This is a genomic window from Pseudomonas moorei (assembly GCF_008801475.1).
Classification (GTDB): Bacteria; Pseudomonadota; Gammaproteobacteria; order Pseudomonadales; family Pseudomonadaceae; genus Aquipseudomonas; species Aquipseudomonas moorei.
This window is the reverse complement of record NZ_VZPP01000022.1, coordinates 34,354-47,944: the sequence shown is the minus strand read 5'-3', so window position 1 is coordinate 47,944 and position 13,591 is coordinate 34,354. Positions and strand designations below refer to the sequence as shown.

Below are 13,591 nucleotides of genomic sequence, written 5' to 3'. Positions count from 1 at the left end.
AGGATTAGCGGCGACGCGGCTGGCGACGGCGTTGTTCGTCGTCCGTGCGAATTGGCACAGGTTGCAGAGGCGGTTCGATCAAACCGAGTGCGACACCCAGGTCATGCAGCCAGTTCTGAATTTTCTCTTTCATGATGCCCCCTTCAGGGTAGTGCCGAGCGGCCGGAATTCTGTAGCCCCTTCGCACTGATAATAGTCTCAAGTGCTGTGCAATGCTCAACCAAATTGGCAATGATCTGTTACTGAATCGATCACAATTGACCAATATCAACTTATGCCATCGCACGCGACTGAACTTGCGCCGACGGATACACCGCCTCTTGCTGTTCGATCCACGCATTCAGGTTGGCCCCGACCATGCCCTTGCGCCACATCAGCCAAGTGGTTGCCGTGGCAAACGGCTCGGCCAGCGGGTGTACCGCCACGCTTTCACGGCCCGGCAGGCTGGCGAGCATCGACTCCGACATCAGCGCCACCCCGGAACCGGCAATCACGCACGCCAGCATCCCCGGATAGGACTCGATCTCCATGGCCCGGCCCATCGCCGCGTGATCGTGGGAAAACCAGGCCTCAAGACGCATCCGGTAAGAGCAGCCCTGACGAAAGGTGAACACCGAACGCCCTTCCACATCTCGCGCACTGAGCACCGGTGGGTGGTCCGCCTCGCTGATCAGCACCAGTCGCTCCTCGCACAACAGCACACCGTCGAGCCCCGCCAGTTCCGGCGGACCGTCCACCAGCGCCGCATCGAGCCGACCGGTCAGCAAGCCTTCCAGCAATTCGCCGCTGGGCCCGGACTGCACCTGAAGGTTCACCGCCGGGTAGGTTCGGTGATAGCGCGCCAATAGCGCCGGAAGATGAATGGCGGCGGTGCTGTACATGGTGCCGAGCACGAAGTCGCCGGCCGGTTGCCCGCCCTGTACGGCAGCGTGAGCCTCATCATGCAAGGCAAACAACTTGGTGGTGTAGTCCAGCAGGACTTTTCCCGCAGGCGATAACTGCAAACGCTGACGCTCGCGCAGGAACAGTTCGACCCCCAGTTGCTCTTCCAGCTGTTTAAGCCGGGTCGACAGGTTGGACGGTACCCGGTGCAGGCGTTCGGCGGCACGAGTGATGGACTCTTCCTCCGCCACCGCCTGGAAAATCCGCAATTGACTGAATTCCACGCCATTCTCCAAACAAGAACAAGTTACTCACTATTATTCATTTTTAAAGAAAGTCAATCGATCCTAGCCTGACGGTCATTGATCCTCAGCTGGAACTCATGCCATGTCTCCCTTGATTCGCTTGCTTGCCTGTTTTGTCGCTCTAATGATGGCCATGGGCATTGGCCGTTTTGCCTTGACGCCGCAGCTGCCGCATTTACTCAGCGAAGGCCAGATCGACCTGACCGCCGCCGGACTGATTGCCGCCGCCAATTACCTGGGCTACTTCGTCGGCGCCGTGGACGCGATGTTGTCCCGTCGTCCCGATCAAGTCCGTCGTCGCCTGTTGGGCGGTTTGTGGCTCTGTGTGTTGCTGACCCTGGCGTCGTTCTGGGCCAACGGGTTCTGGTCGCATCTGTTGCTGCGTTTCGGCACCGGCGTGGCCAGTGCCTGGGTATTGGTGATGATTACCGCGCTGAGCCAGCCACTGGCGGCTGCCGCCGGGCGCCCGCGGCTCGGCGCCGTGGTATTTGCCGGACCGGGTCTGGGGATTTTCCTGACCGGGGTGCTGGCGCTGATCGCGAACCTCCTGGGCCAGACTTCCGCCACGTTGTGGCTGGTGTATGCCGCCGTTGCCCTGTTGATGTTGTTGGGGGTTTTGCGCTTCCTGCCGCAGCCGGGCGCAGCGGTGCCCGCCTCTGAAAGCGTTGTCAGCACGGGTAATCGAGGCATCGGTCGTTTAGGCGTGGTCTATGGACTGTACGGTCTGGGCTACATCATCCCGGCCACTTTCCTGTCGCAAATGGCCAGCGCGCAGTTCCACGGGCAGTGGCAGGCCGATCTGTTCTGGCCTTGCTTCGGCCTGGCAGCGGCGATTGGCGTGGTGTTGGTGAGTCTGCGCCGACAAGCGGCCAATACCACGCGTCACTGGCTGACCCTGACCTTATGGATGCAAGCCGCCGGGGTCTTCGCTTGCCTGCTGGGCAACGGTCCGGGACTCGCACTGGGGGTGATCTTGTGTGGCACCCCGTTCCTGGCCTGCATGCAGCTGGTGATGCAGCGTTCCCGGGAACTGGCGCCCCACGCCAGCCAACGCAATGCCGGGCTGCTGACCGCGTGCTTTGCCGCAGGCCAGCTCAGCGGGCCTTTACTGGCGGCATTGAGCAGCCATTTCAGCGGTGGTTTGCAACCTGCGCTGGTGATCGCCGGCAGTGGCTTGCTGCTGGCCGGCGGGTTGCTCCTGAGCCCGCTCAGTACTGGCCAAGCGCTTTGCGCAAACGGCGACGCACCCACTGCTCAGCGCTGACAAAGGTGATGCCCAGCAGCACCAGAACCGCGCCGATCACGAAGTTGAGGCTCAGTTGTTCGCCCAGCAACACCACACCGAACGTGACGCCGAACAACGGCGTCATGAACGAGAAGACTGCCAGGTTCGCCGCCAGATACCGGCGCAACAGCCAGAACCAGGTCAGATAGCTGAAGAACGACACCACCACGCCTTGAAACAGCACACTGGCCACCGCCACGGTGGTCAGGCTGACGTGGGTGATCTGGCCGCTGAGCAGCGCGATCAACAGCAGGCCGACAAAGCCGACGATCAACTGATAGAACAGGGTCAGGGTCACGGGCGCTTCCGACAGCCGCGAAGCACGCACCACCACCGTGGTGGCGCCCCAGGCGGCACCCGCCAATACACCCAGCGCATCACCCATCAGCATGCGGTGATCGAGGTTGGCCCAGGACACGCCACCGGCAAACGCTATGGCGATGCCGACGAAGGCGAGGAAGATCCCCAGCCATTGCACAGGTCTTAACCGCTCGCTCGGCAATAACCAATGCACACCCAGCGCGGTAAAAATCGGCGCGGTATAGAGGAACACCGACATATGGGCCGCCGTGGTCAGTTGCAGGCCTTCGGAAATGAAGAAAAACTCCAGGCCAAACAGTGCGCCGGCCAACACGCCGCCGCGCCAGGTAGTGCCGACTTGATCCCAACCGCCCTTCCAGCAGATCAACAACCCAACGAGCAACGCGGACATGCCCGAACGCCCCGCTGCCTGCATGACTGGCGCGATGTCAGGTGCCGCCCACTTGATCATCACCTGCTGAACGCCCCAGATCAGGCACAAGCCCAGCATCACTTGCAGGGCAAATCCATCGGCGCTACGCCGAGTGACGCTCACAGCAAGACCTCGAAAACGACATAGAACATGGCAGTGACTCGACAGTAAAAGCAAAGCCCCGACCCGCTTGCTGAACAAGCGGTGTCGGGGCGAAAAATTATGCTGTCGATTATTAACCAGATGGCCAGAAATTGCCGCCTGACAGAGACCTTGAAATTGCCCTTTGCGTCATCGCGCCTACACCGGTCTGTCGCGAATGGACCCGGATAGTCTGTTCGCCACCAGGAAACCGGTGCCGCAGGCGATACAGGTCGCCGCCGCGCCCCACGCCATGTCCATCAATGCCAACCGCGCCGACCACCCTTGCAGGGTCGCCCAGTTAGACAAGTCATAGGTGCCGTAGGCCACCGCGCCCAACAATGCCCCCAGACGCGCGGCGTGTGGCCAGCTCCGCGCCGGCATCACCACAAACACCACACAACCGGCGACATAAAGCAGATAAAACAGCGCTGCCGGGGCCCACAGTGGTTGTTCGAGCATTAACGAACCGAGCAGCTCCCGGTAAGTCGAGGCCATGAGGACGCCGAGCCAGAGGCCATCGAGTACGAGAAACGCCGCCAGGGTGGCGACATAGGCTATGAGTGTTTTTTTCATCATCCTGCCCTTACAGGAGCCGCCGCCGGTTCGGGCCGCTCCTGTATGGGGCTGGCAAGCGCTTAGCTTAGTTCAATGCGATCGGCGTGAATGACAATCTGGCCATTCTTGTACAAGGCACCAATGGCTTTCTTGAAGTTGCCTTTGCTGACACCGAACATGCTGCTGATCAGCGTTGGATCGCTCTTGTCGCTGACCGCCAGGGTGCCATTGTTCTCGCGCAACTTGGCGAGGATCTTCGAGTTCAGACTGGTGGCCGCTTCCTGGCCGACCGGTTGCAGGCTCAGGCTGATCTTGCCGTCGGCGCGGACTTCCTTGATAAAGCCCTTCTCCTCTTTACCGGCGCGCATGAACTTGAAGATTTCGTTCTTGTGGATCAGGCCCCAGTGCTTGTTGTTGATGATCGCCTTGAACCCCATGTCGGTGGCTTCGGCAACCAGCAAGTCCACTTCCTGGCCTGCGGTGTAGTTGGCCGGCGTTTTGTCCAGGTAACGGTCCAGACGCGCGGTCGCGGTGATGCGGCGGGTGTGCTTGTCGAGGTAGACATGCACCACGACGTATTCGCCCGCGGTCATCTGCCGCTTCTCTTCGGAATACGGCAGCAACAGATCCTTCGGCAGTCCCCAATCCAGGAACACGCCAATACTATTGACTTCAACAACTTTCAAACTTGCAAATTCACCGACCTGAACTTTCGGCTTTTCTGTAGTTGCGATGAGTTTGTCATCGCTGTCCAGATAAACAAAAACATTGAGCCAGTCTTCATCTTCGCTGGGAATATCTTTTGGAATATAACGATTAGGCAGAAGGATTTCGCCATCCGCACCACCGTCCAGATATAAACCGAAGTTAGTGTGTTTAACCACTTGCAAACTGTTGTAACGCCCGACTAAAGCCATGTTCAATACCCTCATTGCGTGGGCGCATTCTACCCGGTTTTCCCAGGCGCGTTCGGTGCCCGGCCCGATGGTGCAGGAAAATCTCGCTCAAAGCCTTAAAAACCATGGGTTCTGGCGGGTGGCGTGGCCGCTCGTCAGTCCATACCCGGGATTCGAGCGTCAGTCACTCACCGGCGCAACACCCATTTTTTCGCCCTTGTCTTTAGTTAAAACAGTAGCTTAGGGGATTAATCAAGATAATAACTTGCGCTTGACCTCGCTCTTGCCCGCGGTCCTTCAAGGGATATTTACCAAGCAATTAGCCGGCATTTCCTGTACGATGCCTGGCCAAGTTAATTTTCTACAGGTTAATGGCCGCCATGCGCGTAAAAGCATCCAACAGCAAAGCAAAGCCAGCTCCAGCCGTCGAAACCAGCGAATCAATCAACAATCAGATTGCTGCGTTCCTCAAGTCCGGTGGTGAAATCCAGCAAATTGCCAAAGGCGTCAGCGGCCAGACGTTCGGCCCGTCCAAGCAGATCACCTTGGGCAAAAAGTAAAACCCTCTGCGTCACCTGGTCCACAAGCGCTTTGAGCTTCGAAGCGCTTGGACTGGAACCCTGAAACACCCTCCTTGCCTACCACTCATCTCGTATAAATCGACGAACGGCCATCGACGCCAATCATTCGCCGGTATCCTTGCACGCGTCTGGATCAAGCGTTTCAGCAGGCCATCAGCCTGCGCTCGCTGCTCATGGAGTGACGCATGCTCAAAACCTCCCGTCCTTTGTTACTGCTCGGCAGCCTCCTGGTCTGCTCGCTGGCACACGCGCAAATCTTTCAGCGCGAGCTGGGTGATTTCGACCTCAAGCTGGGCACCAACCCGACTCGCAGCATGGCTCAGGGTCTGGTGAAACCATCGGCCGTCGGCTCGTTCCACGGCGGCCTGGACCTGACTCACGACAGCGGCTTCTATGTGGGGCAGTGGTCGCCAAGCATGGGAATAAGCCCCGGGAAACATCTCGAAGTCGATTCCTACGCAGGGTTTAAACACCCCTTTGACCAAACCCTCGGCTATGAAGTAGGCGTCATTCATTACCGCTACCCCGAAGTGGACACCCTCGACAGCCACGAACTGTTCGGTGGCCTGACCCTGCTAGGCAGCCGTTTCGGTGCTGCGTTCAGCAACGACCCGGATAAACAGAACGGCACCCTGTTCGCCGACTTGGGCGGCAATCAACCCTTCGGCATCGGGGTCAGCCTCAAATACACCACCCATCAGTTGAATACTCCGGTCGCGGTGGACGGTGGCTATGTGGGCAGTTTCACCGATTGGTCGCTGAAACTGTCCCGTCCGTTCATGGGCATCGACCTTGATCTGATCTATAGCGACTCCAGCCTCAGCGGCAGCAATTGCTCAGCCTACTCCGGGCACAACAGCCAGTGCGACGGACTGGTCACGCTTAAGGCAGAGCGCAGCTTCTATTGATCGGCTGAACTGCCGGGCTCAACCTGCGTTCACATGAGTATCAGCCCGGTAAGCCGGGTTTTCGCAAGGAAGGGTCCATGTCGCGCTGGTTAATACGCATCGCCGTTGTGCTGACCGTCACCCTCGCGCTTGGCGGGTGCAGTCGCATGGGCCTTGCTTACCGAAATCTCGACATCATCATTCCATGGTCGCTCAGCGACTATCTGGACATGAACATCGAGCAAAAAAGCTGGCTCAACGAACGCCTCAGGGAACACCTCAGTTGGCATTGCTCCACGCAGATACCCGGTTACCTCGATTGGCTGGATCGCTTGCAGGCAATGGTCGAAACCAATCAAGTCACGGATGCGGCGCTGCAGGCCCGCACGGAGGAGGCCAAACAGGCAATCGCCAAGACCGCACGGGAGATCACCCCCTCGGCCATCGAGTTGCTGCAAGGCCTGAATGACAAACAGGTCGCGGAAATGAACGAGGCTTTCGCCAAGGACCTGCGTAAACACCAGGAGCAATATTTGAAACCGTCCCTCGATCAGCAGATCAAGGAGCGCGGCGAGCGCATGGAAAAACGCTTGCGAGACTGGCTTGGCCCCCTTAATCCATCCCAGCAACAGCGCGTCGTTGCCTGGTCCACCAGCCTGGGCGACCAGAACACGCAATGGATCGCCAACCGTGCCCATTGGCAGAAACAGTTCAGTGAGGCCGTGGCGCAACGTCAGAGCCCACAATTCCCACAACAAATCGAGACGCTTCTGGTCAATCGCGAGAGTTTGTGGACACCGCAATACCGCCAGGCCTTCGCCAACACCGAAGCCCAGGCGCGTTCGCTATTTGTGGATTTGATGGCAGAGAGCACGCCGGAACAACGTCAACGCTTGCTGAAGAAAATGGAGGGCGTGCGCAAGGATTTCAGCGATTTGAAATGCCTGAAGGCAGTAAAACAGGGATAACAGCGGTAAATGAATCGCAGCCTCGGGCAACGCCTGCAAAAGGCTGCGATCGTGGGTTTCAGGCAATCTGCGCCTTTGCCGCCACTGCATCAAACGTCTCGACAGCCAGCGCATCTTCCTGTTCATCCAGTACCTGACGTGGATGGTCATTGCCCGGAATGCTGCTGTCGATCAGGCTCAACAGGCTTGAGCCACGGGGCGTCAAAATGTAATTGGAACCGCTGCCGCCCTGCTCCTCGGGCCGAGGCTCAATGTAGCCACGCTCCAGCAACAACTTTTCGTACTCGCCAGCCACCGCTTTCAGGTGATCCAGGTTTTCAGTCTGCTCGCCTTCCGCTGCCTTCTGCGCCGCGTACTGCTCGGCATAGGGTCGCGGGGTGAAACTGCTCGCACCGTTTTGCACCTCGTGCAGCAAACGCTCAATCAAATCCCAGTTATAAGTCGTCATCCTGATTCAACCTCCGGTGCCCGTGAGTGAGAGGGCCTTCATAGGTTGTGACCGGCCTGAACGGCAGCCGTTCAGCCGGGGTTTCGAACAGCACCGACCGGCGGTATGTCGAATTGGGCAGGGATCAAGCGACTAAGCTGTGTCAGTCAACTCCAAGCATCGCGCAGGAGAAAAACCCATGAACATTCAGAATCATCCCGTCGTGTCCCGGGAAGAATGGCTGGTCGCCCGCAAACAACATTTGGCCCACGAAAAAGCCTTCACCAGGGAGCGGGACAAACTCAGCGCCGAACGCCGCGCCCTGCCTTGGGTGAAAGTCGACAAGGACTATCGCTTCCAGGGACCAGGCGGCGAATTGAAACTGGCTGATTTGTTCGGCGGGCGCAGTCAGCTGGTCATTTACCACTTCATGTTCGCCGAAGGCTGGGACGAAGGTTGCCCCGGTTGTTCGTTTCTCTCCGATCACATCGACGGCGCCAACCAGCACCTGGCCCACCACGACATCGCGCTGGTGGCGGTCTCCCATGCGCCCTTCGCCGAGTTCCAGGCATTCAAGCGCCGCATGGGCTGGAAATTCGACTGGGTATCCTCGGCCGGCAGCGATTTTAATTATGACTTTGGCGTCAGTGCCCGAGCCGAAGAGGTCGCCGCCGGAACGGCTACGTACAACTACGAGAAAACCGACGGTTCCGAGGAAGAACTCCCCGGACTCAGTGTTTTTTATCGCAATGAGGCCGGAGAAATTTTCCACACCTATTCCACCTACGCCCGAGGCCTGGACATGCTGGTCGGCGCCTACAACTACCTCGATCTGACGCCCAAGGGCAGGAATGAAGAGGAAATCATGGAATGGGTGCGGCATCACGACCGGTACGCGGAAGGGGCGAAGTCGAGCTGCTGCCACGCAGACTAACCTCCAGCGACAGAGCCGTGGCCATCGCCTGTCACTGAACTTTTGCCATGGGGCAGCGCTCAACCGGGTAACCCGCCTTAACCGGAACCGAGGCCTGCCACCATGAAAACACTGCTTAAGCTCACCCTCGCCGGCGCTTTGACCTGTGCCCTGCCCGCCTGGGCCTGCACGCCCGAAGAGGCCACCGCCAAACGCGAACAACTGGCACAGGAAGTGGCGAGGCTCACGGAGCAGAACCCGACCAAGGCCAAGGAGATCAATGCCGAGTTGCAGAAGATGGACCTTGGGACTGCGTCCAAGGATTTGCCGGACAAGTGCCAGTTGATCGACCAGCGCTTGAAGGAACTGGGATCGGCGGAGAAAAAGACCGAGGGTTGAAACGGCAGGCGGCTTGCTGGCGATCTCCCCCCGACATAACGGGTCCGGGGGGCGACTTCGCCGGCAAGCCAGTGACCAAAGGTCCGTATAGAAGCAACTATTGGCAGGCATAAAAAAACCGGACCTGAGTCCGGTTTTTTATGGGATCGCTACGGCGCTTTATTCAGCAGCCGGCGCTTCCGGCTTGCGACGCTTGAGCGGGGCCATGCCATCTTTGCTGACCAGGGAATCGCTCTTCGGCCGGTTGGCGCTCTTGCGCTTGGTCGGGGTCTTGGCGGCGACTTTTTTCTTGTTGCCCTTGGCGTCAGTCTTTTTCTTTTTCACGCCAACTGCTTTGCCCGAGGCCTTGACCTTTTTCGGTCCGCCGTAGGTGCCTTTGACTTCCTTGATGGTGCGACGCTCGAAGCTCTGCTTGAGGTAGCGCTCGATGCTCGACATCAGGTTCCAGTCGCCGTGGCAGATCAGCGAGATGGCCAGGCCATCGTTGCCGGCGCGACCGGTGCGACCGATGCGGTGCACGTACTCATCGCCGCTGCGTGGCATGTCGAAGTTGATCACCAGGTCCAGGCCGTCCACGTCCAGGCCGCGAGCGGCAACGTCGGTCGCCACGAGGATTTTCACCCCGCCCTGCTTCAGGCGGTCGATCGCCAGTTTGCGATCCTTCTGGTCTTTCTCGCCGTGCAACACGAACGCCTTGTACTCCTGAGCCACCAGGCGACCGTAGATGCGGTCGGCCATGGCCCGGGTGTTGGTGAACACGATGGCCTTCTGGTAGGTCTCGTTGGCCAGCAGCCAATTGACGATCTGTTCTTTGTGCTGGTTGTGGTCGGCAGTGATGATTTGCTGACGAGTGGTCTCGTTCAGCTGGCTGACCGCATTGAGCTGCAAGTGCTCAGGGTTGTTCAGCACCTTGGCGACCATCTCGCGCAGGCCCGAACCACCGGTAGTGGCCGAGAACAGCATGGTCTGTTGACGGTTGGTGCACTCGTCCACCAGGCGCTGAACGTCGTCGGCAAAGCCCATGTCGAGCATGCGGTCGGCTTCGTCGAGCACCAGCACTTCGACTTCTTTCAGGTCGAGGTTCCCGGCGTTCAGTTGCTCGATCATCCGGCCCGGCGTACCGATCAGGATGTCCGGCACCTTGCGCAGCATGGCGGCCTGGACCTTGAAGTCCTCACCGCCGGTGATCAGGCCGGACTTGATGAAGGTGAACTGCGAGAAGCGTTCGACTTCTTTCAAGGTCTGCTGAGCCAGCTCGCGGGTCGGCAGCAGGATCAGGGTCTTGATGCTGACGCGGATCTTGGCCGGACCGATCAGGCGGTTGAGGATCGGCAAGACGAATGCAGCGGTCTTGCCGCTACCGGTTTGCGCTGTCACCCGCAGGTCACGCCCCTGGAGCGCCAGCGGAATGGCCGCTGCTTGCACAGGCGTTGGCTCGACAAATTTCAGCTCGGCCACGGCTTTGAGCAGGCGTTCGTGCAGGGCGAATTGGGAAAACACGGGTGCTACCTCGAAGATATGCAAAAAAACAGCTGCATAGGGTACCGGTTTCGAGCGCTCAGGCCGAGTTTCTTTATGCAAACGACAGCAAACAGTGGCTTTTTTGTTGCCTGATTTGTCCCCGAGCGTAATACAAAGCGTCTTAAATGCTTTAATCGCCCCGTCGCGTCCTACAGAAGAATCGTTTCACCCATGGATATCAAACAGCTCTGGCTCAACGCCCAAGACCTTTGGGGCACTCTCGATCAGCATCCGCTCCTGCATTCCAGTCTGGCGCTGGCAGTGCTGTTGGTGATCGCCCTGATACTCGGACGAGTGGCACGCTATCTGATACTGCATGCCAGCCGCATGCTCGGTCGCCAGCCGGCCTTGCACTGGATCAACGACTTTCGCCACAACAAAGTGTTTCAACGCCTGGCGCAAATCACCCCGTCGCTGGTGATCCAGTTCGGCCTGCACCTGGTGCCGGATCTGAGCAAAACGGCGATGGTTTTCCTCGGCAACGTCGCACTGGCCTTCACCATCCTGTTCCTGCTGCTGGCCATCGCAGCGTTGCTCAATGCCCTGCTGGACATCTACGCCCGCACCGAGCACGCCCGCACCCGCTCGATCAAAGGTTATGTGCAACTGACGAAAATGGTCTTGTACGTGTTTGGCGCGATCATCATCGTCGCCACGCTGATCGATCGTTCGCCGCTGTTGCTGCTGTCAGGTCTGGGTGCAATGTCGGCGGTGATCCTGTTGGTCTACAAGGACACCCTGCTGTCATTCGTCGCCAGCGTGCAGCTGACCAGCAACGACATGCTGCGTGTCGGCGACTGGATCGAGATGCCGCAGGTCGGCGCCGATGGCGATGTGGTGGACATCACGCTGCATACGGTCAAGGTGCAGAGATTTGATAAAACCATCGTGTCGATCCCGACCTGGCGCCTGATGTCCGAGTCGTTCAAGAACCACTGGTTAGAACCCCACAATTCATACTAACGGCCACATGCTCCTTATAAAACCTGCCCACACGACGAGTATATATACTCGATACCATCATACTATCTGCCGCTTGCTACGCTTGCCCTCCACTCGCTCCCAACCCCAAACTCGGAAGCGGGCAGGCTAATTTAGTCCCGCTAATTTAGAGCCACTTGTAGATTTCCGCTGGGCTGACGGCAGCTTTTGGCCGATTCTGTTGAAAAAGTCGGTCCTTCCAGACTGCCCACATACTGACCGCTGAAGATGTGTTATTTGCGCGCCGCTACGCTAAATCTGAGCCCGGAATCCTCTGCTCAATGTAAAGATTTCAATCTCAAGCGCGTACTTTTCTACCGTGGAAATCTGGGCCGACTTTTTCAACAGAATCGGCCGCTTGCTGCCCTTGGCGACAGTCAGGAAACGGCCCAACAGTGATCTGTTCCCTGTTTTCCGGGCGACCTTTCTCCATGCCTGGCACAACTACCCTGACATCGGGTGGGCCTATACTTTTAGCATCGACGCACTCGATGTGACATGCAATCGTGTTTGATTATTGAGGTGACGCTTCGAGCGATCGTTCACGCAGGCCACCGCCTGCCTTCATCGTAGGGAGGAAAATATCATGGCGCGTAAATACATCGACTGCCGCGAGTTTCCGAGCGATTCCCAATGCTCAGTCGCACTGTCCGCAGACTCTGAAAGCGAACTGCTCGAGGCCGCCGCACAGCATGCCGTCAGTGTTCACAAGCACACCGACTCACCGGAACTGCGTGCTCAACTGAAAACGATGTTTCACGATGGCACCCCGCCTGTTGAAGCACCGCGCCCCGCTTAATATTCAGGGGCATCCGGGATGGAATTGTCATCCATAAGCACCTGCGGGGCCCATTTTCAATGAGCTCCGCAGGCCTAACGGCCACTTCAGCCCCGCGTCCAAATGTTCGCCACCCGCAGGTATGGGTCGACTGCAGCCCTTCGCAGCAGGCAGCAATCGGCCGATTCTGTTGAAAAAGTCGGCCCTGGTTTAGACGTCAGAAAAGTACGCGCCTGAGATTGAAATCCATACTGTAGACAGAGGTTTTCGGGCTCAGATTTTACGGAGTAGCGTGCAAAAAAGGCGTTTTCACCGACCAATATTCGGGCAGTTTAAGAAAACCGACATTTTCAACAGAATCGGCCAGAACCTGACGTTCATATTTCAGAAATCACACCCATCCTATTGATTTGGCCCATAGGCACATGAAGACCATATGACCAACATAGTGATTTCTTGCGACGTTACTTGAAACACTCCAGATCAACTGGACAAAAGTGTACCTGCCCCCTCCAATGTGGTCCGCCCGTTCAACGCCTTTGCTTAAACCGGTAAAGAGGGTATTTCGCAAGATGCGTATTACACCTTGGAATGGCGCTTTACCCTTTTGCCGACAAGGCAAGTGATTGCAAGCTTCCACTTAAATAGCGACTTACGATTAACTCCGCAACCAGCAGTACAACGAAGAAAGCAAATAATGCATAAGTTATGGAACGAGGCGACTTGGCCCAGTGCGCCTCCCATCCGTACGATGCAAACCCAAGCAAGCCTTCGAGACGGCGTAGGTATTGAGCCATGATGTTCACGTGTAAATATGTTAAGGCTGAGAGGCTCGCTGAAAAGAAAAGCAAGGCCGGCGGAAGGAAAGCGGCTGCCACTAGAAAGTCAACGGTCAAGCTGGTGGAGCCTACGGCACTCTTTGGGGCATGAGTAAGTATCCAGGCGTAAATGGCCACTCCACCAAACAGGGAAAACTTGATGAGCGTTTCTATCCGCTGCAACAACACACCTATCTCGGACTTTAGCTGTTTGAATTCCTCGATATGAAAGGCGGGAGGTTCTTGGGCCATAATAATTGCTTCCTTCAAAAAACGTGATCATCTGGAGCGTCCCCCACTGTAGGGTCGCACCGGTGCTGAGGGGTGTGCCGACCATGTTTGCCAGCCTGGCAGAAGGTATGCAGCGCGCCCCCCTATGGGGGCGATGATAGCGAGGCTCCGCCGCAACCTTCCCGTCACTATCCAATCGTGAAGTGAGCTGGGTATAGTTGAGCGGCACCGATGTGTCAAAGCAAAGTACTGCGCCACTTCCGCGGTTTGGAGCGTGCGACTTTTTC

General features: G+C 57.8%; 15 protein-coding genes and 1 pseudogene. 8 read left to right on the top strand and 8 right to left on the bottom strand.

All coding sequences use genetic code 11. The features are described from left to right. Positions 1–4: 4 nt before the first annotated feature. Positions 5–133: a PA1414 family protein gene (locus tag F7R06_RS31275; protein WP_003184145.1), complete on the bottom strand. Its 129-nt coding sequence runs from the start codon at positions 131–133 to the stop codon at positions 5–7. A gap of 139 nt (positions 134–272) precedes the next feature. Beyond that, positions 273–1,166 (bottom strand): putrescine utilization regulator PtrR, encoded by an 894-nt coding sequence (gene ptrR, locus F7R06_RS28765; RefSeq protein ID WP_090324411.1) that lies wholly within the window; start codon positions 1,164–1,166, stop codon positions 273–275. A 103-nt stretch (positions 1,167–1,269) separates the two neighbouring features. Between ptrR and F7R06_RS28760 the strand changes: the two genes are divergently transcribed. Next, complete coding sequence (locus tag F7R06_RS28760) at positions 1,270–2,451, top strand: MFS transporter (protein ID WP_090324413.1); 1,182 nt, start codon at positions 1,270–1,272, stop codon at positions 2,449–2,451. Here F7R06_RS28760 and F7R06_RS28755 read toward each other — a convergent pair. From F7R06_RS28755 to F7R06_RS28745, 3 genes are all read right to left on the bottom strand, one after another. Continuing rightward, on the bottom strand, positions 2,396–3,328 hold the full coding sequence (locus F7R06_RS28755) for a DMT family transporter (RefSeq protein ID WP_090324414.1): 933 nt from the start codon (positions 3,326–3,328) through the stop codon (positions 2,396–2,398). The genes F7R06_RS28760 and F7R06_RS28755 overlap by 56 nt on opposite strands. A gap of 177 nt (positions 3,329–3,505) precedes the next feature. Next, positions 3,506–3,922 (bottom strand): DUF2177 family protein, encoded by a 417-nt coding sequence (locus F7R06_RS28750; RefSeq protein WP_090324416.1) that lies wholly within the window; start codon positions 3,920–3,922, stop codon positions 3,506–3,508. 62 nt (positions 3,923–3,984) lie between these two features. Next, positions 3,985–4,821 carry a CvfB family protein gene (locus tag F7R06_RS28745; protein ID WP_090324417.1) on the bottom strand — a complete coding sequence of 279 codons (837 nt, stop codon included), beginning with the start codon at positions 4,819–4,821 and terminating at the stop codon, positions 3,985–3,987. Between the two features lie 350 nt (positions 4,822–5,171). Here F7R06_RS28745 and F7R06_RS28740 point away from each other — a divergent pair, with 350 nt between their 5' ends. From F7R06_RS28740 to F7R06_RS28730, 3 genes are all read left to right on the top strand, one after another. Further along, positions 5,172–5,360, top strand: a complete 189-nt coding sequence (locus tag F7R06_RS28740; RefSeq protein WP_017337097.1) for a hypothetical protein — start codon at positions 5,172–5,174, stop codon at positions 5,358–5,360. Between the two features lie 206 nt (positions 5,361–5,566). Beyond that, positions 5,567–6,289 carry a TorF family putative porin gene (locus F7R06_RS28735; RefSeq protein WP_090324419.1) on the top strand — a complete coding sequence of 241 codons (723 nt, stop codon included), beginning with the start codon at positions 5,567–5,569 and terminating at the stop codon, positions 6,287–6,289. Between the two features lie 77 nt (positions 6,290–6,366). After that, the gene (locus tag F7R06_RS28730; protein WP_090324420.1) at positions 6,367–7,236 is read left to right on the top strand and encodes a DUF6279 family lipoprotein; all 870 of its coding nucleotides are present in this window, start codon (positions 6,367–6,369) and stop codon (positions 7,234–7,236) included. A 58-nt stretch (positions 7,237–7,294) separates the two neighbouring features. Here the strand turns inward: F7R06_RS28730 and F7R06_RS28725 are convergent, their stop codons facing one another. After that, on the bottom strand, positions 7,295–7,684 hold the full coding sequence (locus tag F7R06_RS28725; protein WP_090324422.1) for a transcriptional regulator: 390 nt from the start codon (positions 7,682–7,684) through the stop codon (positions 7,295–7,297). 178 nt (positions 7,685–7,862) lie between these two features. Here F7R06_RS28725 and F7R06_RS28720 point away from each other — a divergent pair, with 178 nt between their 5' ends. Both F7R06_RS28720 and F7R06_RS28715 read left to right on the top strand, forming a co-directional pair. Continuing rightward, positions 7,863–8,597: a DUF899 domain-containing protein gene (locus F7R06_RS28720; RefSeq protein ID WP_090324423.1), complete on the top strand. Its 735-nt coding sequence runs from the start codon at positions 7,863–7,865 to the stop codon at positions 8,595–8,597. Between the two features lie 102 nt (positions 8,598–8,699). Continuing rightward, a complete protein-coding gene (locus F7R06_RS28715) occupies positions 8,700–8,975 on the top strand; it encodes a hypothetical protein (RefSeq protein ID WP_090324425.1) in 276 nt (91 codons plus the stop codon). 159 nt (positions 8,976–9,134) lie between these two features. On the opposite strand, the gene F7R06_RS28710 is transcribed toward F7R06_RS28715, so the two are convergent. Next, a complete protein-coding gene (locus F7R06_RS28710) occupies positions 9,135–10,475 on the bottom strand; it encodes a DEAD/DEAH box helicase (RefSeq protein WP_090324426.1) in 1,341 nt (446 codons plus the stop codon). Between the two features lie 192 nt (positions 10,476–10,667). Between F7R06_RS28710 and F7R06_RS28705 the strand changes: the two are divergent. Continuing rightward, positions 10,668–11,429 (top strand): annotated as a pseudogene (locus tag F7R06_RS28705) (mechanosensitive ion channel family protein); the annotation flags it as partial. A gap of 634 nt (positions 11,430–12,063) precedes the next feature. Beyond that, positions 12,064–12,276 (top strand): DUF1059 domain-containing protein, encoded by a 213-nt coding sequence (locus F7R06_RS28700; RefSeq protein ID WP_020795174.1) that lies wholly within the window; start codon positions 12,064–12,066, stop codon positions 12,274–12,276. A 578-nt stretch (positions 12,277–12,854) separates the two neighbouring features. Here the strand turns inward: F7R06_RS28700 and F7R06_RS28690 are convergent. After that, on the bottom strand, positions 12,855–13,325 hold the full coding sequence (locus tag F7R06_RS28690) for a hypothetical protein (RefSeq protein ID WP_090324428.1): 471 nt from the start codon (positions 13,323–13,325) through the stop codon (positions 12,855–12,857). Between the last annotated feature and the right edge of the window lie 266 nt (positions 13,326–13,591).